We start from the raw sequence: 23,361 nt of genomic DNA on the forward strand, positions 1-23,361 counted from the left end.
TCTGTACGTTTACTATTTTATTTTTTTAATAAGACTTCAGCCAGTTTTTCAGTGGTCACCTGGTTGGGTAGAACAGCTGTTATTTCAAATGCTTTGTCTCTACGCTTCAAGACAAAAAAGTGGTCGGTATGGTAAACTTCACTATCCATCCGTTTTGTATCCCTGATCCTGAGATTGAACATATCTACTGAATAATCTAACTGCTCTTTAGACAAATTTACACCCTGCATGCGAGGCGAAATATTTTTAGCGTAACGGTCAGATGAAACAACACCCGGGCGATTTGCAATATCGGCAAACAGAATCGACAAGCCCTCAAATTTAGTGGAGTCGTTTTGTTCAGATAACATTTCGTCAATCTTATAAAGTGAAGTCGGGCAGATATAGCTGCATCCCACATATCCAAAGAAAATAATCGCTGTATCACTCTCTTGATCAATGTGCAAAATCTCAGGGTCAACCAGATTTCCTTTTGCAGGATGAGACACAATTCCAAAACCAGATCCGAATACAATTACAATCGGAGTGAGAAACAGTGCAATAAGTAGTAGAACCGACTTCATCTATTTTATGGCTGATTTTCTGTTCATAAGTCTTATCGGCCAAAACAGAACAAAAGTTAAGCGCTATGAAGGAATTAACATCAAAAGAAAAGCCTTGTTATAACGATATTTATCAGCACACCATAAGGTTAAGAACACAGATAAACACCAGGAGATTACAACCATTGTCTAGAATAAACACTTCTGAAACTCCAAACCCCGTCAGCACGCTCCGAGCGGGTAGACGGGTGTTTTGAACTCAATCTCTCTACTCAATCCGTTTGACCGTTTAAACAACCCGTCAGACCGCTTGGTGCGGTCTGACGGATAATCTCAATCACTACGCTCAACACAAGCCAACGCACACTTCTCTCCATCCATCGCTGCAGATATAATCCCACCTGCATATCCTGCTCCCTCTCCACACGGATAGAGTCCCTTCACTCTCACATGCTGAAATGTCTTCCAATCACGTGGTATTCGCACCGGAGAGGATGTCCGCGACTCCGGAGCGTGAACCACAGCTTCATTTGTCAGGTACCCCTTCATCGATTGATCAAACTTATTGAATCCCAGGACCAATGCATTGTGAATAAAATCCGGCAGAACTTCACTCAACTCTACGGATTTAATTCCCGGAGCATAGGAAGTATTCGGCAGATCAGCCGAGAGTTTTCCATCCACAAAATCGACCAGGCGCTGCGCCGGTGCGGTCTGAGTTTTTCCGCCCATCTCCCAAGCCCGCTGTTCTATCGACTTTTGGAACTCCATGGCAGCTAACGAACCATGCTCGGCAAACGGTTCAAAATCCTCTTCCCGAAGCTCCACAACAATTCCCGAGTTGGCGGTTGCACGTGCACGCCTGGATGACGACCAGCCGTTGGTTACAATCTCCCCTGGCTTTGTGGCACAAGGAGCAATCACCCCTCCCGGACACATACAAAACGAGTAAACTCCGCGATCATCCACCTGTTTGGCGATGCTGTAGGGTGATGGCGGCAGATAGTCGCTCCGCACATCACAGCTGTACTGAATCGAATCGATCAGGGATTGCTGATGCTCTATCCTCACACCGATTGCCAGCGGCTTGAGCTCAATCTCAACACCTTTTCGGTGAAGCAGCTCAAAAATATCCCTTGCCGAGTGTCCGGTTGCCAATATCACCTGACCGGCCTTGAATATATCTCCCGACAGTGTTTTCACCCCTTTCATCTGATCTCCCTCGATAATGAAATCCGTGACACGGGTATTGAAATGGATCTCCCCACCGTGATCTAAAATACATTCTCGCATCTTTTCTATGATGGGAGGCAACTTGTTGGTTCCTATGTGTGGATGAGCATCCACCATGATATCCCTGACCGCACCAAACCCCACCAGAAGACGAAGAATTCTATCTACATCTCCGCGCTTCTTGGATCTCGTGTAGAGTTTTCCGTCCGAATACGTACCGGCCCCGCCCTCACCAAAGCAGTAGTTGGAATCCTCATTCACAATGTGCTTCACGTTGATTCCCTTCAGATCCTGAATTCGCTCTTTCACATCCTTCCCACGTTCCAGGATAATAGGTTTCTTGCCCAGTTCAATGAGTTTGAGTGCGGCAAAAAGTCCCGCCGGACCCATTCCCACAATGATCACCTCCTCTTCACTACCCACATGCGGGTAATCTGGCAAAGAAATCGGCTCCTCCCGGTACTCCTCGCCAATATAGACATTCACCTTCAGGTTGATGATCACATCCTTCTGCCTCGCATCGATGGATCGTTTCAGAATCTCGATGTGGTTGATCTCATCCATTGGAATATTCTTCTGCTGTGAGATATAACTCTCCAACAGTTCCGGTTTTGCGGCGGTCTCCGGATCGAACCGTAACTGGTATTCTTTAATCATTGGATTGGTTTTGTGCGGTTTGAGAACTAAAAATAGGAATAAATACGCACGATCCCGATGGTGGAATTTAGATTCCCGTCAGATCGCTTCCCGCAGTCAAACGGGTAAAACCATTCTATACAAATGGCATCTATATTTTGTATGAAAAAACTCTCAAATTCACGCCTCAACATAGTCTTTCAATTTTATTCACACTCTCTGTTCGGCGCGTATAAATTGACCTCTATTAACCCCGGGTTTCGCCTTGCTACACCCGGGGCTACAATCTGGCCACCCCTAACGGGGTTGGTTTCCTGACCCAGAATTCATTTCAAACGCCCCTGTTATTTAACCCTCCCCTGTCACCTCCCTAAGTCGCAAAAGCGCTCCTCATGGAGGGGAACTCCTGAACTAGCTTGGAAATCAATTTCTATGTTCAGGCTCAAAATTCGTTCTGAAGTCACTCCCTCTTTTTGATCCGCCTTAGGCGGAGAAAAGAGAGGGGGTTGGGGGGTGAGTCAGTAGCTTACCGGAAATAGATCATCTGCTTCATCAGCCGGTAGGATTCTGTGCCGATCTCATAAAAGTAAACACCGCTGGCTAATCCTGTTGGTGACCAGCTCACTTCGTGTTCACCCGCTTCGGTCACCTCATCATATATTCGATCCACCTTCTCGCCACTGACGTTATAAATATCAATCCAAACACGGAGATCTTCATCCAAGGAAAATGAGATGGTCGTCTCCCCGGTAAACGGATTGGGATAGTTTTGGTTCAGCTCAAAGGGAAACTCCACAACCTCTTCAGGTGGTTCAGACTCTCCTGTATCTACCTGAGATCGAATATCAGGCAGAAGCTGATAGAGATTCTCGCCCGGACAAGCCGTGGCAGAAACATCCCGGTGTCCGGAGATCACAGGCAAGAAGTTACCGGCAATGTAACCACTGCTTTCAGAACCAATACCAGTTTGTGTAAAACGCCACCCGATCGTTTTCACCAAAGCATCCAGGGCTAATGCCTGAGGTTGACCCGGTGCCGGCTGTGCTCCCGGCTCAAACTGTCCAAGCAACGCAACACCTACACTTTGGCTGTTGGCAGCGCCGGCGTGAGCTCCCTGAACATCGGTCTGTTCCAGATTGGGATTGTATCTTCCCTGATAAATTGTTCCCTCATGATCGATCAAGAAGTTGTATCCGATGTCGAGCCAACCGTTGTCATTCACATGCCAGTCCCAAATCTGTCGAATCACCTGTGCAGGGTTGGCAGGCTCGTTTACCGTTACGGTGTGATGAACTAAAGCGTGGGAAATATCAATGGGTGTTGGAGAGTAGTTCGGCTCCAGCTCCGATGGCGGCAGATCTCCCCACCAGCCCGACCGATCCACAATCTCCGGCATATCATAGCTTTTTGAAGCTTCTTTTGACTGCTCAACGTTATCAAAATCATCACCATTTCTTAATCTGGCGTCTGCACCTGTCACCCTAATTTCTTGTAATTCTACACCGGCCGGCATCTCAATTTCCACTTCAAACTGATCGTGCGCCTCACCTGATTCCGTCACATAAAGCATCGCCCAATAGAAACCACTGGGAGATTCTTGCGGAGAGATGTATCCATATGAAGATGTCCAGCCACCAAAATCTTCGCCCTGAGCAATGCTTCGAATTTGTAACGCAAACTCATTCGGGTTGATGGATTGATCTTCTAGCTTCCACCCTACGGCCAGACCTGTAAAAGGCTGTTCCGTTTTTCCACTCAGTATGATGGTGTTTCGATCCGGAGATTTAGATCTCAAATTTTCACTGACCGTTTGTTCGGCCCATATCCATTCCGTTCTTGGCAACTGCTCCTCTTCGGATAATACATCGATCTTATCAGCGGGTGTGTATAAAGCAGTTTCCTGTGCCAGTGCATCAGAAATAATCAATCCAAAGAAGATGGAGAGAATTAAAAAAAGAAAACCCCTATTGGCCATAAATTGCATATCGGATAATTTTTTACGAATCGATGAAGGAAATTTTTCTACATTCATAATCGTAAATTGTTTCAAAACAGAACCTAAACAAACACATGGGATATATGAAGAAAGCACTACATCTTTTTGCATTTCTATTTTTGATTTCCTCCTCATTGGCTGTTGCACAAAGTCAGGAAGAGATTGTCAATCAAATTGTTATCGAAGCCAATGAAAATTCACAACTGGAAGATCTTGCGCATCATCTTCTGGACGTTATCGGACCAAGACTTGTAGGAACACCTCAACAGCAAAAGGCACACGATTGGGCTGTTGAACTGTTTGAAAGCTGGGGTATCGATGCACGTAATGAGCAGTATGGAACTTGGCGCGGATGGGAACGAGGCGTTACTCATGTTGATATGCTTGAACCGCGAGTTGTAACTCTTGAAGCGATGCAGCTGGCCTGGAGTCCTACTACACCCGAAGGCGGAATAGAGGCAGAAGTTGTCTCACTGCCCTGGGTTGAAAGTGCTGAGGAATTTGAAGAGTGGCTATCCACCATCGACGGTAAGTTTGTATTGGTGTCCATGCCGCAAATAACCGGCCGGCCCGACTATAACTGGGAAGAGTGGGCTACGGAAGAGTCGTTCGAAAAAATGCGCCAGGATCGCGACGAACAGATGCGCGCCTGGAGAGCAAATATTGAAAACACCGGATACAATCAGCGTACACTGCCTGAAGCTTTGGAAGAAGCCGGTGCAGCGGGGCTGTTGATGTCGAACTGGAGTCGCGGATTTGGAACCAACAAAATTTTTGGTGCCGCCACGGATAACATCCCTCATATCGATGTTCTGCTCGAAGATTACGGAATGCTTTGGAGACTGGCTGAAAATGGCTCAAGTCCTGTGATTCGGGTAAATGCTCAATCAAAAGATATGGGAGAAGTTCCAACATTTAACACCATCGCTGAAATACGAGGAACGGAGAAACCGGAAGAGTATATCATCCTTTCTGCCCACTACGACTCCTGGGACGGCGGAACCGGAGCAACCGATAACGGTACCGGATCAATCACCATGATGGAAGTTGCCCGAATTCTGAAGAAAATTTATCCAAATCCAAAGCGTACCATCCTGGTCGGTCTTTGGGGAGGTGAAGAGCAGGGGCTGAATGGCTCAAGTGCTTTTGTTGCAGATAACCCGGAGATCGTTGATGGAATGCAGGCGCTGTTCAATCAGGATAACGGAACCGGCCGTGTGGCAAATATCAGCGGACAGGGATTCCTGCACTCCTACGATTATCTTACGCGTTGGCTTTCCGCTGTTCCGCGCGACGTTACCCAGAATATCGAAACCAGTTTTCCTGGACTGCCAAGCGGTGGTGGAAGTGATCATTCATCCTTTGTTTCAGCCGGGGCTCCGGGCTTTATGACAAGCTCTCTAAGCTGGGATTACTATAGCTATACCTGGCACACCAACCGAGATACATACGATAAAATCGTGTTTGATGATGTGAGAAATAATGTGATTCTGATTGCTACACTAGCCTATATGGCAAGTGAAGATCCGGAGACAACGTCTCGGGAAAGACGGATTCTTCCCATAAATCCAAGAACAGGTGAGCAGATGACCTGGCCTGAACCAAGAACACCAAATCGTCAGGGCGGATTGGATTAATTTCATTGATTTCTTCGTGGCACGTCTTCAAGCCGTGACACGAATCTTATAGCAAACATTTCTAAAACATCCGATCATTAAATAAATGGTCGGATGTTTTTTTGTTGCGTACCTACGGCACGCAAATATAATGGAAGGATCCTATTCCCACTTCTACCCATGTTTTGTCCCTGACGGGACATTTCTATTCAGGACAAATTCACTTGAAAGTAATTTCAGAAATATCTTTTTGATAAAAAAAGGGTAAGCACACTCATAATCCTTCGTCCTGTAGGGACGAAACATGGGTAGAAATGTGCATCTGTAACCAAATCATCCGTGCCGTAGGTACGGTACGTATCTGCGCCACCTGAGATGAATCCTAAACGATCGTTAACAGACGCTTTCAGGAGCCGACTAACGGCGTCACGCTGAAAGGTCCTTTTATATAAACTCCCTGATGTTTGCATAAACTCCGTCTATCATCTCTGTACGGGCCTCCACGCTTGACCAGGTGATGTGCGGCAGCATCAACAATCTGGAACTGTTCTGAACCTTCAGCAGCGGATTATCCTCACTCATCGGCTCCTGCTCAAAAACATCCAGTGCAGCGCCGGCAATCAACTCCTCATCCAGCGCCATGGCAAGATCGGACTCATTCACAATTCGCCCCCTTCCGGTATTGATCAGAATTGCAGACTTCTTCATTTTTTTGATCTGATTGTAGGCGATCAAATTATTTGTATTCTCATTCAAAGGCGCATGAATAGACACCACATCAGAAGTTTGCAACAGTTCTTCCAGATCCAAACGTTTGTATGGCTGATCCGTATTTTTACCGGATGTGGAGTAGTAAACCACTTCGGCACCAAAAACCTCTGCAATCTCAGCCACTCTTTGGCCGATTGTCCCCAAGCCGATAATGCCGAATCGTTTCCCTTTCAGCTCATGAAACGGACGATCCAGATTCGTGAAAATCTCGCTCTTTGAGTACTCTCCGCTCTTGATGAATTGATCATAATACTCCAAATCCTGCATCAGCCGAAAGAGCATCGAAAACGTGGATTGAGCCACACTGTCAGTAGCATAACCCGCCACATTTTTGACCTTTACGCCATGTTTCTCAGCCGCTTCCTGATCCACATTATTCATACCAGTAGCTGCAATGGCAATCATTTTCAGCTGACCGGCGTATTTGGAAATCAGTTCTTCATCAAGTACCACTTTGTTGGTGATAACAATCTCTGCATCCTTAATTCGCTCCTCGGTTTGGTCCGGCCGGGTTGATGGATAGAACGTCACATCTCCCAGTTCCTTCAGTTTATCCAGGTTTGGCGGTGTTCCAACGGTTTTGGCGTCCAGAAATACGATGTTCATGATATACTCAATTTATTATCCAAAATTTGATTTGGTACTAAAACAAAAAAAGCGAGATAACTCGCTTTTTAAAATTAAATTTCGATATATAGGATCAGATTATTGAGATACCCATACTCCGTCAACTACAACTTCAGCTGCTGTATTCTGACGGATACTTTTCCTGAAATTCCCGTTTCTGATTTGTTCCGCATTCAGTTCTGTTCCCGATACATCATAATAAAACGTATCTCCGTCTGTAGTAATTTTAAAATAGATCTCATACTCAGAAATATCCGAATCTGTATTTAGGTTTTTCAGCCGGTATTCGACATCTACATAGGTAGTGTCATCTACCACCGCATTTGCCCAGGAGGTGACCTCAGCCTCTAAATCCTCTTCTGACACATCGGGGGTCTCATCAACAGGCGTCAACACAATCTGAGCTGTCGTCACTCGGTCTTCCTGTACATTGACGCTTACTGATACATTACTGTAGCCACTTTTTCTAGCCTGAATCGTATAATTACCAACCGGTAAATTATTCAGGTTGAAGCTGCCGTCACTGTTTGAAGTGATGGAGTTGGATGGAGGGGTCGTAGTCAAATTAACCCTGGGTATTGGATCATCAGAATCACTATCGATGACAATACCTTCAATATCTCCAAAGAGTTGAACATCTACAGTCTCTTTTGAGCAGGATGAGAAAATAAACGCTATTGTGATAAATATAAGTGCTGGAATACTTCGAAATTTCATAAGATGATATTCAAATAATTAATTGTACCCTCTTCGGGTTGTTACTGAGACTCCCGCTCCATCCCCGCTTCCATTTCCGTACTGCTCTATTGATACGGGCAGACCGTCACCTGAGATTTCCAACATCAGATTATTTCCGCTTTGCAGAACCTGGTCCCGGAGTCCATTGCCTTGCCTGAAATTGAAATAGCTGTTAAAACTTCCTTCCTGTGTTAGTCCAAGATTGTTGTCATCTCCAAGTAAATAGATTAATGCCGTATTGAGATTCCCATCCTGTTGAACTCCCGTTCTGTTGTCAATTCCCTCCAGCTGCACAAATGCATAATTTCCAATTCCATTTTGATCGATTTCTGCGATATTGCGCTCGCCAATCTGAATAACCTGTGCGCTGTTACCGGCACCGGTAAGTGTTGATTCAAGGCTCCCGAAAGCAGGTAAATTATCGAATAAGGTAGTAACGAAGCGCTGACTATGCTTTTGCACGGCTTCATTATGCTCTGTATTTGCCTGCGATGGAAAAACCTCGCTGTTTGTCGATTGAGCTGACAAACCTGAAAAACTTGCTACGATGAATATGACCAGTAATATTATTTTCTTCATGTCTCTAAGATAATTTTGTGTGATCGGTTTATAAAATAATTTGTTCTAACAGCACATATGCTTGAAGGCATAGACCACATTTCAATACTGTGTTACCTGTACCTTATTTTTCTCTCCACTCTGGTTTACCTTTATCAAGTTCATTTCACCCTTCAGGCCGTCATCTTTTTGAGTTTGGAAAACTGTGATCAAATTATGAGTTCCATCTTGCCTGACATTCAAGGAATCTTGACTCTGCATTGACATCATCCATACTAAATTATCAGAACCTGCCTGGTCAATCTTTTTCTTGCTAAGAATCTTTTTACAGTTAGCTTTGCCTGAAAAAAGTAAATAGAAGCTGTTGGTATTTTCCTTACTAACAGTCAGAGTTTGAAAATCCCCGAATGAAACACATTTATCTACTTTATCATCGGTGCTCTCAGATTGTGCTGATGCTACCCCTGCTGTGAGCAGAAAAATTAGAGTTAATATGATTCGAATCTTCATGATTTTCTAAAATATATGATGTAGCAGTTTTAAAGGTTCACCAAAAATATGCAGGTACTAATTTCTTAAAACTTTGATATAGTAACCTACGTTTTTGTTAAACCTTTCATTGAACAGGCTACAGCCCTATCAAGGCCATAGCCAAGATTATTTAAAATATCTTCCAACAAATTAATTACTCTGTGTGATAAGTGCAGTATTACCTGATCCGTTAACAGTTACATTTGCAGTGTTTGAAACACCTGTTTGATAAATATTATAATAATTAGCATCTCCAGTAATCATAACATCTGACGTATGGCCCTGACCATCTTGATATATATAACTTGAACCCGTACTGGTCATATTATTCGCTTCTCCAACTATGTCAACATTTGCGGTGTGACCGCCAACGCCTAGTTGCTGTATTTCAACTCGATTGATTGAACCGTTTAAGCTTACATCCATAATATTGTTATCGCCTAACTGGTTTAATCTTGCAACATTGCTGATTCCGCCGCCCTGGTATACATCTATAGAGTTGCCACTTCCTATTTGATCAACTCGTACCTGACTGAAATTATTTCTCTGTGTAATATTGAGAACATTTTGGTCACCGCCAGTATTCTCTTGAATTGCAGGATAGTCAAGACCCGTACCCGGGGCAGAACTAAAACCAGCAACCGTATGCTTTCCATCTTGATCAATAGTTGCAGAGTTATTACCGATTTGTTCAAGATTCACAAAGTTAGCTCCCCCTGTTTGATCAATGTCTGCAAATGAAGAACCAGATCCGTTTTCAGTTTGACTTAAATTTACAGTAGCACCGATAGATACAACTTGATCAATTTGTGCTTCATTAGTATTACCGGTTTGAGTTACGTTAGCATCATTATTCTGTGCGAACGCCAATCCTGCGGTAAACAAAAAAGCTACGAGTAGCGTTAATATCTTTTTCATTTCATTTCATTGATTATTAAAAATAGCCTGCACAAACGTTACTGTGCAGGCTTAAGATTGATTAGTTTTGTGTAATTGTAGCTGAATTAAATGATCCAGTAACATTTACTACAGCTGAATTTGAATCCATTGTTTGTGTAACACTTACACCGTTCTCATTACCCATAATATCAACCATCGCAGTATTGAATGCTGAATTATTTCCAAGTTGAGATAACATTACGGAATTTAAATCACCTTCAATGTCTACGTCTCCGATTCCAGACTCTTGTTCCATACCTACGGTGTTGTCACTTCCGATTATGTCGAGGAAAAACTCATTATTGTTCTTTTGAGCTTCACCACGAAGAGAATAGAGTAGGTTATCATTGCCTACCATAGACACATCAAGAATTCCACCCGGCTGATTTTGATAAAAGGCACTTGTCTCTGAAGTTCCTTCTATTCTGTTGTTATCACCAATTTGAGTAATAGTTGCAACACTTTCGTCAGGGAATCCAAAAAATGCCCTTTGAAGAATGTTTACATAATTATTATCTCCTTCCTGCGAAATATCGGCAGTAGCATCGCCATTTGAGCCACCATCTGTTTGATCAACATATGCCATGTTGCTGAACCCAATTTGTTCAATCATTGCTTCATGGTCTTCTCCTTCTTGGTCAATGGTTGCTTCATTACTTTGTGCAAACGCCATTCCTGCTGTAAACAGAAAGGCTACGGTTAGTATACTTAGCTTTTTCATGGTTGTATCCTGTTTTATTTGATTGTTTGTTCGCCGCATCAAATCCAATTCCGGATTGATACGCACTCACTTTTTTTTCGTGAGATTGTTAACAGGAGAGTGAAAAAGCGCCGTTAGACTGCAAACGAAGATTTATGTATCTTGCATTTTGCAGAGCAGCGTTGTGGATAAATGGTTGGTCGCCTCCTTACGATTTCGTAAGGTCCCGCAGCGTTGCTTTGCGCTTTTATGTGTCTCCTATACTCTTTACATAGTCATATTTAATGTTTACCGTTTAAAATTTGGTTTATAGGTAAATCCAAGATTTACTCCCCAGTGCTGGTCATTATACTTACCCATCTCAACGCCATCCAATCCGTCTTCAAACAGATAGCGATAATTTGCTCCGACCCTTATTCCAAACCGGGTATTCAGTTTGTAGTCAAATCCTCCTTCTACTACTCCGTATGGCTTGAATTTTTTGATATTCCCCAGAAAAAACGTCCCGCCACCGAGTGATATATAAGGTGAAAGGTTTAAATCAGGAGTCAGATAAAAATTCCCCAGGATCTCAGCACTTGAAATTTTATCAAAATAGGCATCGCCTGCACTGATCGTAGTATATTGGCCTGTTCCCTTGATGGAAAATCCTTTTACTAATCCCCGCTCCAAACTTAAACTTACTCCGGGATTTACGTCCGGGTTACCATAGTTTCCAATTACGCTGCCCATAGAACCAAAAGCGTTAAGAGTCCATCCGCTGCGTAAATCCGCTTTTTCCAGCAGTCCAAAATAGTTTCTTGATAGTTGCTCTCGTTTAAATTTCTCAGCATTAAAGGCAAGCCTGTACTCTTCAACTTCATCCGGATCTTTCGGACTCCAGATTTCGTCTTCAATTCCTTCTAAAACCAGCTCTTTCAATGCTTCATCAATCGCCTCCGTTACAGCCATAACAGGAGGTTCGTTGTAGGTGTAACCCAGTTCAGATTCCAGGAGCCTGTTTGCATCTATAAACCGGAATACACCGCTTTCCAACTGTTGCGAAATAATCGACTTGGTTATGTGGACAGTTTTTAAAACTCTACCGCTTTGTGTGGAAACCGCTCTAAGATAAATGGTAACCTGATCTTTTCTGTACTGTGAGGAAGCACCCGTACCCAGATATCTGGCTCCTGCACCTCCGGTCAACACATTAGTATCGTATCCGATGATACCTCCCTCTAACATTACACCCGCAAAAAGCAGAGGGGGCAATGGCGTTGGTCCATTAGGCCCCGCATTTTGCTGGCGAATGTTTTGAATAATCTGACGTTCATTCAGAAGATTTGAAATACTTTCACGCTCAATAGCCACAAACCATCCCGACTCCTCCATCGCTTTCATCAAAATAGAGGTAGCTCCCTGAGTCACAGCCGTCGACCAGCTTGCCACCCTGTCAGATGGCTTATACTGACCGGTTTGATCTCTAAAGCGGTATACTGCCGCAACCACTTTTTCTTCAGGTTCAGGCAAAGATTTCAACGCAGCGGATGATTCGCTGACAATACCGGCCGTCGCGCGCTCAGTATGAAGTGGTTTCATTACACCTGTACAACCTGCAAGTAATAGTGCACTGAAAAGAAAACTAAAATATGTAACGATTTTGTTCATCATCAGAAACTTGGAACTGAAATGCTGGTTTCGTCGCCTGTTAAAATGTTACGGATCACAATTTGCACGTCATCCAATCCGGGCACTACATCGATTGAAAATTCACCAAATTCAAAACTCCTTTCTTCAACCTCTCCATCGCCAAACTGACGATTCACAATATCTCGCGTCAGTTGAGACAGGATTTGTCGTTGAAGTGAACTTTGAAAATCACTTAGTGGATCTCTTTGAAACCTTGAAGCTGCACTGGCTGCCTGATCAAAACGATTTTGCGTATTTGCACTGTTCATCAGCCAGGAGTAATTGCCCGGATTTCCACCGAATGCCGGGTTTTTAGGTTGATAAACAAGTTGCTGGGCAGATGCACCGGATACTGCCAGGAACATCCACAAACAACTTGCAAATAAAATTCCTGTAAATATCTTTCTAAAATTCATATCAGTATATTATTACTTCATTTTTGTTATCACGTAAATATGCATACGTAGTTCTTACCGCATATTTACTGGCCTCTTCAACAAAGTCATACTTAGGTTGCAGCCTCACTTTAAATGTTTCTTCATCATTTACCTTAACTATAATGATTGAACCCAGACTGGGAGCGGGTTGCTCCATTATTCTTATAGAGTAGTTACTGGCCTCAGGCGGAGACTGCCAATGGCGGTAAAATATGTCGTAGAAATCACGCCCGAATTTTGACCGGGTCTCGTCGTGAACCATACCATCCAGCTCCCGAAACATTGCCTGTTCTGTGTTGTTGGACTTCTTCTGCTCCTCACTCTTTTTCTCTTCTATTAGAGCATTAAAGGCTTCACGAAATGCTGCCATCTCCTCTTCATTCACAACCTCACTACTGTCAGCACTACTGCTTTCAGTCTCTGCAATACTTTCCAATGCGGCTAAATCCATCAGTGTACTGATTCTATATCGTCGAAGATGAGATTCATTAACCTTGGCTATAGGCACTTCAGAGACTTTACAGAAAGGATTTTCAAGAACTTCTGCAATATTGAGATTAGCCTCCTTATAGTTGGCTACATTTTGTGGAATTCTAATTTTTTGTCCCGGAAAAATAAGGTGAGGATTGTTTACCTGGTCAGCATTTGCAATATAAATTGGCTCCCAAAAACGGTGATCACCGAATCGTTCAGCAATTCGGTAGAGATTATCCCCTTTCTGTACAGAATAGAGTACATCAGAATCGCTGCAACGTTCGGACTGTACTGAATTCTTATCAGCACTTTGTCCGAATGGTAATAACAGCAAGATGATAATTACCCCAAATAAATTCACTAGCCTACTCTTTTTATTTCTGATTGCTCTTCAATATTATGCTGTGTCTCTCAGCATATATAGTTACCCAAATCTATTCAGCTACGTATACGTAGTATTTTTACTTAGATGAATAAAACCAAAAGCACTCTTTATATCTACAGGAAAGAAAGTCATCAGGGTATTAATTTCAAAAGCAGAAAAATTTAATAAACCGGCTCAGTAAATTAGACAAACACATTTATGTAACTGTTTGACAATAGCTTATGAGGTGAGATTTTTACAATTTATTTAAATCTATGTTAGGGTTAAAATATTTTAACTAAGCATTAGTACTTACGTTGAATAAGAATGCGTAAATTTATTAATAATAGCTTAAAATTTTGATGTGTTTTAGATTGATGGTATGAGGGAGATTAACTAAACTTTAAGTGTTCTCTTTCACCTATTCTTCTCCTCAATCCACTTCGACATATACTTGGTCCCCTGCTGATAGTGATGCATTAACATCGAGCCGATAAAGTTCTTCTTTCTGTGACTCTGCAGATTTTCACTTATAAAAGCTACACGATTAAGAAAATCATCTGTAAACTTTGTTTTATCGAACTTCTGTTTCAACAGATCGAATCCTGATTCCTGCGCGTTCTCCCACTCCTCCTTGTTTTGATGAAGCTCAACCGCGTGTTTTGCAAAATCACTCGGTACATTGGTAACTGCCCCGGGCCAATCATTTACGTCAGCAATTCCCTCTGCTCCAATCGCTGTGGTTACGCTCGGTGTTCCAAATTTCATGGCATCCACAAGCTTTCCTTTCAGTCCTGCACCGAAGCGTAATGGCGCCAATAAAACCCTGGCCCTGCTTATCACCTCTTCGGCCGACTCTGCCCTTCCTTGAACCAAAAAACCTTCCTTCGGATTGTCAAGCTGATCCACTTTCTGTGAGGGATAAGCGCCGTAAATATTAAGCTTTGCATTTGGCAGTTGCTGGCAGATTAGCGGCAAGATTTCCTCCTTCAGCCAGAGCACTGCATTCCAGTTCGGCTCGTGCAAAAAATTGCCAATGGATACAAAATCACTCCGATCTTCGAATGTGATCGGTGAACTTTGCGGTATATCTTCCATCAAAAAGGGAAGATAAAACAGTAGGTCCTCCTGTATCCGAAATCGATTGCGAAGGATTTCAAACTCAAATTCTGAGATAATCAACGAAAGATCACACCGGTAAATACTGGCAATTTCCCGCTTGGTAATGTCATGCTCAAAAAGCATCTCCGGTTCAAACGTACACCCTTGTTTCCATGCAGATTGACGCGCTGCCCGAAGACAATGAAGATCTTCAGTATCCAAAATTCTTACCGCACTTGGGCACTCCTCCGCTACTCGCCATCCAAACTGTTCCTCGGTCATAAACCGGTCGAACATAACGGCATTCGGGTCCATCTCCCTGATGAATTCGTTAAATGTTGGGCTGTTCATCTCAACGTCTGCTCGATGAACATCGTATTCAGCCAAATCAACAGCATAGTCGCTGTCGGATGCTGAGGTTGCAAATGTAACATCGTAACCGGCCTGCTGAAAGAGATCAATCAATTCCATCATTCGACCGCCTGCAGCAGATGAGTCAGGTTCCGGCCAGACTTTCCCGATGATCAGTAATTTTTCCATTTGTGACATGCCTAAAACTATTCATTTCGAACATGATTTACATCCATGAATTGATTAACCGAATGTTTTTCAATCATTAAACTTCTTAATACCTTATGCTTGATTATCATTTATCCAAGCAAACCCATGAGCATACGCTACATTCAGCAAAAAGACGATTTCCATTCCGCCGTTAACCATCTCCTTTCTACAGATCAGATCGCTGTTGACCTTGAGTTTGATCGAAACCGATATCGCTACGGCTTTAACCTTTGCCTGGTACAGATTTATGATGGCGACGACTGCCTTTTGATTGACCCACTGAGTGAGCAGATCCAAATTGAAAAACTTTTCCCGGTTATGGAGAATCCGGAAATTGAAAAAGTTGCTTTCGCTTTTCAGGAAGATCACCGTTTGCTTCATCATATCGGTTGCCGACCCAAAAATATTTTTGATCTTCGAATCGCCTCACAGCTGCTGAACTATCCGCCTGCATCACTCACCAACATAGTCATGGATACTCTTGATGTGGATATGGGAAAATCATCACAAAACAGTAACTGGTTCAAGAGGCCTTTAAAAGAGCATCAGATAAAATATGCTGCAAAAGATGTTCTATATCTGTTTGATCTGAAAGAGAAATTTAAATTCGAGGCCAAAAAGAAAGAGATCCTTCCGTGGATTGATGAAGAGAACCGAAACTGGGATCATGCACAGTACGATGACTCGGACATCAATAATTTCATTAAGGAGAAAGACAAACGTGATCTGAATGAGGTAGAATGGCATGTTTTCGTGAAACTGATGGAATTTCGTGAAGAAATTGCGAGTCAGGCTAACCGGCCATCCTATCAGATAATCAGCAAAAAACTGATCTACAAGATTGTTGAAAACCCGGAGAGACTCAATCAATGGACTGCCGAAAAAGGTGTCTTCAGAAGGTTGAAAACAGCACACATACAGCAAAAAATGAAGAGTCTTGTGAAAAGTGCACTAAAGGAAGCTGAGGACTTGGGGCTTTCCCCGTCAAAATCGGCCAGAGGAGTTCTCACTTCAGAAGAGATGCAGGAAATTAATCAGAGGAAACAACTCATTCAGCAGGCAAAATCAGAATTCTTTACTCCAATCAAAGATAGAATATCGGACGAGTTCGGTGATGAAGTAAGTACCTTTTTATTCAGTAACCGAACCGTTGCGGAAATTGTAACCGGCTCGAACGGATCACTTGAACAGTATAAACGTGATTTGATTGAAAGATATGCTGATGAGCTGAATTTAAATGCGGATCGTTTTATCGATTAACCGTAAGAACATTCAGTTTTCACATAAACTGGAAATAGATAATAGCTGCAAGACCTATCAGAAGCGAAACCCAGATCATAATTGCATAGCGGCTGAGCTCCTCTCCTTCCCTTCTCTCCCTGAAACTTTTGGGCTTTATACCTTGGAGTAAAAAAGTCACCACTCCGGCTAAATTCACACAAATAATGTAGGTTATTGTAAGTATGGCGGCTCCAAAAGCCAGATCATACATGCCGCTGCCCAGCAAGAGTCCGGTAGCAACCATTGGGGGAAGAAGTGCAACAGCCACCATCACGCCAATAACAGCCGCAGAGATTCCTCTTGTAAATGACAAACAACCAGCAACTCCTGCGGATAAACCAAGTGCTATATCGGCAAAACTCACGCTCGTGCGTGATGATATTTCATACACCTCAGGATCGACTTGAATCATGAAACCCATCATGATGGACAATACCATTCCAAGTGAAAATCCATATACGATGGACTTCATTGAGCGAATCATCAGAGCCTTATCTCCCAATGTTGTGGCCAGCGACAAACCTACATTTGGACCTAAAATCGGAGCAATAACCATCGCCCCGATCACCATCGCGCCGCTATCACGAATCAGGCCGTTAGCCGCTACTACACAGGAGAGTGCAATTAAAACAAAGTACACCCACGAGATATCCACTACCGCTTTAATTTCCTCATAAAGCTCATCTCTTGAAATACGCTTTACTCTCTTATCTCCCTGCTCTTTCTCTTTTTGTGTTGGCGGTTCATCCTCTTTCTCCTCATTTGTCTCCTGTTTTGGGATTGTAGCGGCGACAGGGAGTAAAATTACCCGGTAGTCATCACGATGGCCTAGTCTGTCATCAATGTCTGCCAGGATTTTTTCTGTGAGTTCAACATCGGCCAGAATGTGTATGGTGGTTCGGCCGGAAACAGAGTCATCTACCCACTGCTCAATCACATCATCTTCATCGATAATATCTTCATCGAGTTCGCAATCTTCCGGAGTAATAATTTGTATAAGTCGAAGTGCCATGCAGGAATATGATTTTAAATTTCATGTAAATCAAAAAAAAGAAGAGCCGGCTTTTGATCAAAAAGCCGGCTCCTAACCTATCTCGACAGATATGATAGCAGACGTGGTGCGCCTGCATCATTATGTAAGCATTTGTCAATCAAACAAAAATCAATTTGCTCTCTCAATATTCGGTTTTGTGGTTTCAATATTCAACAGTCTATAAACCGGGCAGAATGAAACGGCGCCGGAAAAAACAGGAATTAACCCCAAAAATCCCCAAAAACTGTCAAAGTACAAACCCGCTCCTACTATCAGAGCTCCAAGTGTTACCCGGATAATTGAATCCAGATATCCTACATTTTTCTTTAAAATCATTATGTCAACCTCTCATTTTTTATTTAACAGATTGACGAAATTTCAAATCTTTCGATCTTTGGCTTCATCATCCCTTCTTGTTTCTTTAAATATGATAAGAAACCCATTCATCATTCTACCACATACCGAACCTGATTGTCCTATCATACCTACCATTATCCGTGCATCGGGGAATTCCCTATGCCGGCCATCTTGCGGATCTGCTTCTCAATTAGTCTCATGGAAGCTATACTCTTTTCACTATCTTTAAACATCACGTTCTGTAATTCAAACCCATCCCAGATCCATGAATTTCAAAGCACCCTTTCAATCAATTACCTGGAATGATGACCACATAACCATCATTGATCAGACCTACCTGCCTGAACGGGAAGTTTACGTAGACTTAACCACTGAAGGCCAGGTTTGGGATGCCATAAAAAAGATGAAGGTTCGCGGTGCTCCCGCTATTGGAATTACCGGGGCTTACGGTCTCTATCTGGGTCTGCGAAATGCTCCTGAAACCTCATTCGACTCGTTCTATAATGAAGCCGATCGAATTTCTGAGTATTTAAATTCCGCCCGACCGACAGCTGTTAATTTATCGTGGGCTTTAAAACGTCTCAACGCAACAATCTTTGCGGTGAAGGACAAACCGATCAGCGAGATCAAACAGATTATTCTGGATACGGCCAAAACTATTCACAATGAGGATCGAAGACTTTGTAAATCTATTGGTGAAAACGGACTGGATCTCATTCCCGACGATGCCAGAATTTTAACTCACTGCAATACCGGCGGATTGGCAACGGGAGAATTTGGAACAGCATTCTCTGTAATTTTACACGCTCATCACGCCGGTAAACTAAAACAGGTTTGGGTTGATGAAACTCGTCCGCTGTTACAGGGTTCACGGCTAACAACATGGGAATTGCAAAAAGCGGAGATCCCTTTTCATTTAAATGTTGATTCGGCCGCTGCATTTTTAATGCAACAGGGAAAAGTAGATTTGGTTGTTCTGGGGGCAGATCGAATCACCAAAAATGGCGACACAGCCAATAAAATCGGAACCTATTCGCTGGCTGTCCTTGCTGACGCCCACAACATTCCGTTTTATGTTGCCGCGCCCTACTCCACGATCGATATGGATCTGGAAACGGGCAGTGAAATTGAGATTGAGCAGCGCGATGCGGATGAAGTCACAAACTTTGGGAATAAACAGACGGCTCCCGACAAAGTTGATGTTTACAATCCGGCTTTTGATGTGACACCAAATCGTCTCATTACGGCCATCATTACTGAAAAAGGTGTGATTAAACCCAACTATAAAACTAATTTTGAAAAACTATTCAGTTGATTGAGTTGTACTGAATAATGTATTTAACCACTTTCTTGAAACCATTTTCATCAGATTCCACGGCGTACACATTTCCTTTATCTACTTTTAAAAAAAGACTGTTGCGGGGCCACGTAAATGTATGCTGAACCATTTGGCGATCTTTGTCCGGATTTATAATCCACCACTCAAATTGTGACTCATCTTCCGGTATAAGCGCTAACCAAATGTAATCTCGGTCATCTGTAAACATTGTAAAGAGAGCCGGCCATTGCTTCGGATAGTCGGCACTTGCTCTCGTTAACTGAAGCTGACGATTATGACTGAACTCCTCTTCAATTAACATTTCTGCGTTTAACGTTGCTCTCCGGAAAGGATATCTGATAATTCTTTGAACCAATCCATGTAAATCTCTTTCTCGGATTTCAAATTGTTCAGTCCTGGCCGTGTAGAACTTGCCATTTTGAAATTGCGTTAAAAGTGATCTCTCCGGATATGGCAGTAGAAAGGCAGAGGGCCGGCCGGCGTGATCCCCAATTTGGTATTTTTCAGCCTTTTGCCTGAACAGTTCATTTTCATCCACAGCTCCGGTATTATCCGCAACATAGTAGTAGTGCCACTGATCCGGGTGGATCGCCGGATTTCGATCATCCGAAAATTCAATCAAAAACCTGCTCTCACTCCAGCGCTGAATCGGGACAGGTTTAAGATCTACTGAATCTTCAGGATGAATCTGTATTGCTGATGAAAAATCCGTGGAATTTATAAATTCCAAAGTGGAGAGATGGAATCGTGACAACCGGCTCAACTCATCATCAAAAACAAATAGAGTATCCGCCTCAATTTGGATATTTCTGATGCTCTCAAACTCACCGGGTTCTGTGCCAAACGTTCCAATCGTATCCAGCAGTTCACCCTCCGGTGAATAGTGGTAGACACTTCTGATATTATGGCGTTCGGCCGCTACATAAAGATTCCCATTCCGATCAACATCAAGGGCGGGTAAACTCTCAATAAACAGACTATCGTGATATTCGACAACCGGGGTTAGTTTGAATTGATCCCAATTTGGATTTTCTACGTCCTCAGATGAAATGGTAATAACAGAAATATCCTCTGAGGCATCAGAATTAAATTCACATCCAACACAAAATGAGAGCGTTAAAGTGACAACAATCAGGCTAAAAACTCTCATATTTTGATGTTAAACAGGTGATTAAGTTAAAGAATGCACAACAAAGGATTATTCATCCAAAAAGCCGTGCTCTCTCATCCAATCATCATTGTAGATTTTAGATGTGTAGCGAGTTCCGCTGTCTGGCAGAATCACAACCATCAAGTCATTCTCTCCCAGATTGTTTTCCCTTGCGTACTGCAACGCTCCATAAACGGCTGCACCGCATGATCCTCCAATAAAAAGCCCCTCTTCTTTCGCAAGACGGCGGGTCATCTGAAATGCGTCTTTGTCCCCTACCTGAACAACTGCGTCCAGCAGATCCCGATCAACATTTTTTGGAATGATATCCTCGCCAATTCCCTCGGTCAGATATGGTTTCACTTCACCTTTATCAAATTCACCGGTTTCGAAATACTTTTTATAAACAGAGCCAACACTGTCAATACCTATAACTTTCACATCCGGATTCTGCTCTTTCAAATATTTTGCAGCTCCTGTAATGGTCCCACCTGTCCCCATTCCGGCAACATAGTGTGTGACTTTTCCTTCCGTCTGTTCCCAGATTTCCGGGCCGGTAGTTTCGTAGTGAGCCTCTCTGTTGCTAAGATTGTCGTACTGATTTGGATAGTATGAATTGGGGATCTCTTCACTCAACCTTTGCGCCACAGAGTAGTAACTGCGCGGATCATCCGGCTCAACATTTGTGGGACACACTTCTACCCTCGCGCCCAATGCGCGAAGCAGATCAACTTTCTCCTTGCTCTGTTTGTCTGTTGTTGTAAAAATACACTTGTATCCTCGCACAGCAGCAACCAGTGCCAGTCCCATACCGGTATTCCCTGAAGTCCCTTCAATAATGGTTCCACCCGGTTTGATCAATCCCTTCTCTTCCGCATCATCTATCATTTTGAGCGCAATGCGATCTTTGATACTCTGCCCGGGATTTAAATACTCAACCTTAGCGGCAACGGTGAGAGGTTGTCCGTCTGTAACTTTATTCAGTCTTACAAGCGGTGTATTTCCAATAGCGTCTATAATCGAATTGTGAATCATTTTATAATCTCTTTGAACTGATATACTTTTGCGCAAAATATAGTAAATTTTGATGCCGATATTCTAATCAATCATCTACAGCAATCTGAAGCCTCGAACGCCAATGCACCGTATATTTTTTATACCCTTTTTGATCTGTATCACAGGATTTTTGCTGTTTGGATCAGCAAGAGTTGATCCGGTTGGGCAGAATAATTTATTGGACTTGCGCGACGCTGAAACTGTTCGTGTTCTGATTCTGGAACGGGAGCAACCGAATGTTATTCGAGTCAACGCAAAAGAATCGCCCATCAACTTCAGACTGGACGATAAAAGCCTGACACTTCAACCGGCTGATGGATTTGCATTTCTCTTTTTTGAGAAGGATCACATCCGCTTGCAAATGGATGGCCGTTCTCTGGTTGTGCAAAAAGTTGTTATTGAAAATCCGGCCGGTTTGATTCAGCTGTTCTCCACTGAAACCGGCACAAGATACTACAGAGGTGATTTTGACATCAGCCGGACGAATAGCACAAAAATTCAAATAATCAACTCTGTAGGTCTTGAAGACTATGTTACATCCGTCATTGGAAGCGAGATGAACTTCACGGAAACGGATGCTTTAAAAAGCCAGGCGGTGGTCTCAAGAACATATACACTCTGGAGTATTCATAGAAGTGAATGGACATCTTTTCATTTGAAAGATCATGAGCAGAATCAGGTTTATCTGGGTGAGCTACCCGGCAGGCCTGACTATGCTGAAGCTGCAAAAGCTACGGCCGGTGAAATACTCATGTGGAGTGACAAGTTAATTTTAGCGGCTTATTCAAGTACTTGTGGAGGGGTAACAGGAAATAATATTGATGTTTGGGATGGCGATGACCTGCCCTACTTAAACTCTGTAAAAGACTATCAAATGTGTGAAATATCGCCCCATTATGAATGGGAAACAGACATTCCTACAACTGAGTTCTTTGATTTTATTCGCTCCAGATATGGATTTTCTGCAATACGGTTTAATACAAAAACCCATCCATCGGGCAGGATAAGTGAAATTTCATTTTACGATTCATCAAGCCGTAAGCTTTCATTTGGAGGCAACGAGTTCAGACTGATCTTAAATCGACACTATGAGGATATGAGTTTAAAAAGCACACTCTTTACTGTTCATGAGGATGATGGAACCATCCATTTTTCAGGAAACGGGCTGGGGCATGGCGTTGGGATGTGTCAATGGGGAGCTAAAGGTTTCGCCAATGCGGGATGGAACTACTCCGATATTTTATCATTTTACTTTAGTGGTACAAAAATTGTAGATTTGAACAACATTGAAGATCAAAAAATAGCCCTTTCTAACTGAACACTATGTTTCTCGAACAAGATAAACCAAAAGACTACGACTGCGGATACAATCTCGATTTGATGATTGCCGCAATACCAAGAATTGATGATCAGCAAGAGCGCATCCGTTACGCAAAACGTGTAGTCGGTCTCATCAAACAGAGTCATCCAAACTGGGTCGACAAAAATGGACAGAGTCGCCTGGCCTGGGAATATTACTTTGAACTCGCCGACTATAATCCCAGAGATTATGGAATACAGAACCCATTTGAAAGTGGGCAACAAGACGATGCAGAATAGACCTGTCCCATCCTATTTATAATTGAGTATAATTTAGAACAAATCACTCTT

Annotated in this window: 21 protein-coding genes and 1 pseudogene; 5 read left to right on the forward strand and 17 right to left on the reverse strand. The window is 42.9% G+C overall.

Annotation, left to right across the window (positions count from 1 at the left end):
- Positions 1–17: 17 nt before the first annotated feature.
- The 3 genes from CWD77_RS05495 to CWD77_RS05505 form a co-directional block, all read right to left on the reverse strand.
- Positions 18–563 carry an SCO family protein gene (locus CWD77_RS05495; RefSeq protein WP_101072203.1) on the reverse strand — a complete coding sequence of 182 codons (546 nt, stop codon included), beginning with the start codon at positions 561–563 and terminating at the stop codon, positions 18–20.
- Positions 564–875: 312 nt separating this feature from the next.
- Positions 876–2,432, reverse strand: coding sequence for an NAD(P)/FAD-dependent oxidoreductase (locus CWD77_RS05500; protein WP_101072204.1), 1,557 nt, complete (start codon positions 2,430–2,432; stop codon positions 876–878).
- 505 nt (positions 2,433–2,937) lie between these two features.
- Positions 2,938–4,443 carry an N-acetylmuramoyl-L-alanine amidase gene (locus tag CWD77_RS05505; RefSeq protein ID WP_165779082.1) on the reverse strand — a complete coding sequence of 502 codons (1,506 nt, stop codon included), beginning with the start codon at positions 4,441–4,443 and terminating at the stop codon, positions 2,938–2,940.
- Between the two features lie 47 nt (positions 4,444–4,490).
- Between CWD77_RS05505 and CWD77_RS05510 the strand changes: the two genes are divergently transcribed.
- Positions 4,491–6,044 carry a M28 family peptidase gene (locus CWD77_RS05510; RefSeq protein ID WP_101072206.1) on the forward strand — a complete coding sequence of 518 codons (1,554 nt, stop codon included), beginning with the start codon at positions 4,491–4,493 and terminating at the stop codon, positions 6,042–6,044.
- Between the two features lie 423 nt (positions 6,045–6,467).
- Here the strand turns inward: CWD77_RS05510 and CWD77_RS05515 are convergent, their stop codons facing one another.
- The 10 genes from CWD77_RS05515 to CWD77_RS05560 form a co-directional block, all read right to left on the reverse strand.
- Positions 6,468–7,400, reverse strand: coding sequence for a D-2-hydroxyacid dehydrogenase (locus CWD77_RS05515; RefSeq protein ID WP_206017947.1), 933 nt, complete (start codon positions 7,398–7,400; stop codon positions 6,468–6,470).
- A 99-nt stretch (positions 7,401–7,499) separates the two neighbouring features.
- Positions 7,500–8,138 (reverse strand): carboxypeptidase-like regulatory domain-containing protein, encoded by a 639-nt coding sequence (locus tag CWD77_RS05520; protein ID WP_101072208.1) that lies wholly within the window; start codon positions 8,136–8,138, stop codon positions 7,500–7,502.
- 18 nt (positions 8,139–8,156) lie between these two features.
- Entirely contained in the window at positions 8,157–8,738 is a 582-nt protein-coding gene (locus CWD77_RS05525; protein ID WP_101072209.1) for a hypothetical protein, read from the reverse strand.
- Between the two features lie 81 nt (positions 8,739–8,819).
- Positions 8,820–9,227: a hypothetical protein gene (locus CWD77_RS05530; protein WP_101072210.1), complete on the reverse strand. Its 408-nt coding sequence runs from the start codon at positions 9,225–9,227 to the stop codon at positions 8,820–8,822.
- 171 nt (positions 9,228–9,398) lie between these two features.
- Complete coding sequence (locus CWD77_RS05535) at positions 9,399–10,166, reverse strand: hypothetical protein (protein WP_101072211.1); 768 nt, start codon at positions 10,164–10,166, stop codon at positions 9,399–9,401.
- Positions 10,167–10,227: 61 nt separating this feature from the next.
- Entirely contained in the window at positions 10,228–10,908 is a 681-nt protein-coding gene (locus tag CWD77_RS05540) for a hypothetical protein (protein WP_165779083.1), read from the reverse strand.
- Between the two features lie 267 nt (positions 10,909–11,175).
- The gene (locus CWD77_RS05545; RefSeq protein WP_101072212.1) at positions 11,176–12,540 is read right to left on the reverse strand and encodes a CsgG/HfaB family protein; all 1,365 of its coding nucleotides are present in this window, start codon (positions 12,538–12,540) and stop codon (positions 11,176–11,178) included.
- On the reverse strand, positions 12,540–12,974 hold the full coding sequence (locus CWD77_RS05550) for a curli production assembly/transport component CsgF (RefSeq protein ID WP_101072213.1): 435 nt from the start codon (positions 12,972–12,974) through the stop codon (positions 12,540–12,542). Before CWD77_RS05550 ends, CWD77_RS05545 begins: the two co-directional genes overlap by 1 nt.
- A 1-nt stretch (position 12,975) precedes the next feature.
- A complete protein-coding gene (locus CWD77_RS05555) occupies positions 12,976–13,803 on the reverse strand; it encodes a CsgE family curli-type amyloid fiber assembly protein (RefSeq protein ID WP_165779084.1) in 828 nt (275 codons plus the stop codon).
- 447 nt (positions 13,804–14,250) lie between these two features.
- Positions 14,251–15,483, reverse strand: coding sequence for a glycosyltransferase family 4 protein (locus CWD77_RS05560; protein ID WP_101072215.1), 1,233 nt, complete (start codon positions 15,481–15,483; stop codon positions 14,251–14,253).
- Positions 15,484–15,600: 117 nt separating this feature from the next.
- Between CWD77_RS05560 and CWD77_RS05565 the strand changes: the two genes are divergently transcribed.
- Entirely contained in the window at positions 15,601–16,755 is a 1,155-nt protein-coding gene (locus CWD77_RS05565; RefSeq protein ID WP_133120190.1) for a ribonuclease D, read from the forward strand.
- A gap of 19 nt (positions 16,756–16,774) precedes the next feature.
- On the opposite strand, the gene CWD77_RS05570 is transcribed toward CWD77_RS05565, so the two are convergent.
- Positions 16,775–17,788, reverse strand: coding sequence for a TIGR00341 family protein (locus CWD77_RS05570; RefSeq protein WP_101072217.1), 1,014 nt, complete (start codon positions 17,786–17,788; stop codon positions 16,775–16,777).
- A gap of 150 nt (positions 17,789–17,938) precedes the next feature.
- Positions 17,939–18,145, reverse strand: a complete 207-nt coding sequence (locus CWD77_RS05575; RefSeq protein ID WP_101072218.1) for a YgaP family membrane protein — start codon at positions 18,143–18,145, stop codon at positions 17,939–17,941.
- A 286-nt stretch (positions 18,146–18,431) separates the two neighbouring features.
- Here CWD77_RS05575 and mtnA point away from each other — a divergent pair, with 286 nt between their 5' ends.
- The gene (gene mtnA / locus CWD77_RS05580; protein ID WP_101072219.1) at positions 18,432–19,481 is read left to right on the forward strand and encodes an S-methyl-5-thioribose-1-phosphate isomerase; all 1,050 of its coding nucleotides are present in this window, start codon (positions 18,432–18,434) and stop codon (positions 19,479–19,481) included.
- On the opposite strand, the gene CWD77_RS05585 is transcribed toward mtnA, so the two are convergent.
- Together CWD77_RS05585 and CWD77_RS05590 are read right to left on the reverse strand one after the other, a co-directional pair.
- Positions 19,474–20,655 (reverse strand): 6-bladed beta-propeller, encoded by a 1,182-nt coding sequence (locus CWD77_RS05585; RefSeq protein WP_101072220.1) that lies wholly within the window; start codon positions 20,653–20,655, stop codon positions 19,474–19,476. The two genes, mtnA and CWD77_RS05585, sit on opposite strands and share 8 nt — an antisense overlap.
- Before the next feature lie 51 nt (positions 20,656–20,706).
- Positions 20,707–21,690 (reverse strand): annotated as a pseudogene (locus CWD77_RS05590) (PLP-dependent cysteine synthase family protein); the annotation flags it as partial.
- 103 nt (positions 21,691–21,793) lie between these two features.
- Here CWD77_RS05590 and CWD77_RS05595 point away from each other — a divergent pair.
- Both CWD77_RS05595 and CWD77_RS05600 read left to right on the forward strand, forming a co-directional pair.
- Positions 21,794–23,029 (forward strand): SpoIID/LytB domain-containing protein, encoded by a 1,236-nt coding sequence (locus CWD77_RS05595; RefSeq protein ID WP_101072222.1) that lies wholly within the window; start codon positions 21,794–21,796, stop codon positions 23,027–23,029.
- A gap of 5 nt (positions 23,030–23,034) precedes the next feature.
- Positions 23,035–23,310: a DUF4290 domain-containing protein gene (locus tag CWD77_RS05600; RefSeq protein ID WP_101072223.1), complete on the forward strand. Its 276-nt coding sequence runs from the start codon at positions 23,035–23,037 to the stop codon at positions 23,308–23,310.
- Positions 23,311–23,361 lie beyond the last annotated feature (51 nt).

This window comes from Rhodohalobacter barkolensis (genome assembly GCF_002834295.1).
GTDB classification, from domain to species: Bacteria; Bacteroidota; Rhodothermia; order Balneolales; family Balneolaceae; genus Rhodohalobacter; species Rhodohalobacter barkolensis.

Excerpts from the sequence above, each read along its gene's own strand:
- CWD77_RS05495 (WP_101072203.1), bottom strand. The coding sequence starts at position 563 with ATGAAGTCGGTTCTACTACTTATTGCACTGTTTCTCACTCCGATTGTA.
- CWD77_RS05500 (WP_101072204.1), bottom strand. The coding sequence starts at position 2,432 with ATGATTAAAGAATACCAGTTACGGTTCGATCCGGAGACCGCCGCAAAA.
- CWD77_RS05505 (WP_165779082.1), bottom strand. The coding sequence starts at position 4,443 with ATGAATGTAGAAAAATTTCCTTCATCGATTCGTAAAAAATTATCCGAT.
- CWD77_RS05510 (WP_101072206.1), top strand. The coding sequence starts at position 4,491 with ATGAAGAAAGCACTACATCTTTTTGCATTTCTATTTTTGATTTCCTCC.
- CWD77_RS05515 (WP_206017947.1), bottom strand. The coding sequence starts at position 7,400 with ATGAACATCGTATTTCTGGACGCCAAAACCGTTGGAACACCGCCAAAC.
- CWD77_RS05520 (WP_101072208.1), bottom strand. The coding sequence starts at position 8,138 with ATGAAATTTCGAAGTATTCCAGCACTTATATTTATCACAATAGCGTTT.
- CWD77_RS05525 (WP_101072209.1), bottom strand. The coding sequence starts at position 8,738 with ATGAAGAAAATAATATTACTGGTCATATTCATCGTAGCAAGTTTTTCA.
- CWD77_RS05530 (WP_101072210.1), bottom strand. The coding sequence starts at position 9,227 with ATGAAGATTCGAATCATATTAACTCTAATTTTTCTGCTCACAGCAGGG.
- CWD77_RS05535 (WP_101072211.1), bottom strand. The coding sequence starts at position 10,166 with ATGAAAAAGATATTAACGCTACTCGTAGCTTTTTTGTTTACCGCAGGA.
- CWD77_RS05540 (WP_165779083.1), bottom strand. The coding sequence starts at position 10,908 with ATGAAAAAGCTAAGTATACTAACCGTAGCCTTTCTGTTTACAGCAGGA.
- CWD77_RS05545 (WP_101072212.1), bottom strand. The coding sequence starts at position 12,540 with ATGATGAACAAAATCGTTACATATTTTAGTTTTCTTTTCAGTGCACTA.
- CWD77_RS05550 (WP_101072213.1), bottom strand. The coding sequence starts at position 12,974 with ATGAATTTTAGAAAGATATTTACAGGAATTTTATTTGCAAGTTGTTTG.
- CWD77_RS05560 (WP_101072215.1), bottom strand. The coding sequence starts at position 15,483 with ATGTCACAAATGGAAAAATTACTGATCATCGGGAAAGTCTGGCCGGAA.
- CWD77_RS05565 (WP_133120190.1), top strand. The coding sequence starts at position 15,601 with ATGAGCATACGCTACATTCAGCAAAAAGACGATTTCCATTCCGCCGTT.
- CWD77_RS05570 (WP_101072217.1), bottom strand. The coding sequence starts at position 17,788 with ATGGCACTTCGACTTATACAAATTATTACTCCGGAAGATTGCGAACTC.
- CWD77_RS05575 (WP_101072218.1), bottom strand. The coding sequence starts at position 18,145 with ATGATTTTAAAGAAAAATGTAGGATATCTGGATTCAATTATCCGGGTA.
- mtnA (WP_101072219.1), top strand. The coding sequence starts at position 18,432 with ATGAATTTCAAAGCACCCTTTCAATCAATTACCTGGAATGATGACCAC.
- CWD77_RS05585 (WP_101072220.1), bottom strand. The coding sequence starts at position 20,655 with ATGAGAGTTTTTAGCCTGATTGTTGTCACTTTAACGCTCTCATTTTGT.
- CWD77_RS05595 (WP_101072222.1), top strand. The coding sequence starts at position 21,794 with ATGCACCGTATATTTTTTATACCCTTTTTGATCTGTATCACAGGATTT.
- CWD77_RS05600 (WP_101072223.1), top strand. The coding sequence starts at position 23,035 with ATGTTTCTCGAACAAGATAAACCAAAAGACTACGACTGCGGATACAAT.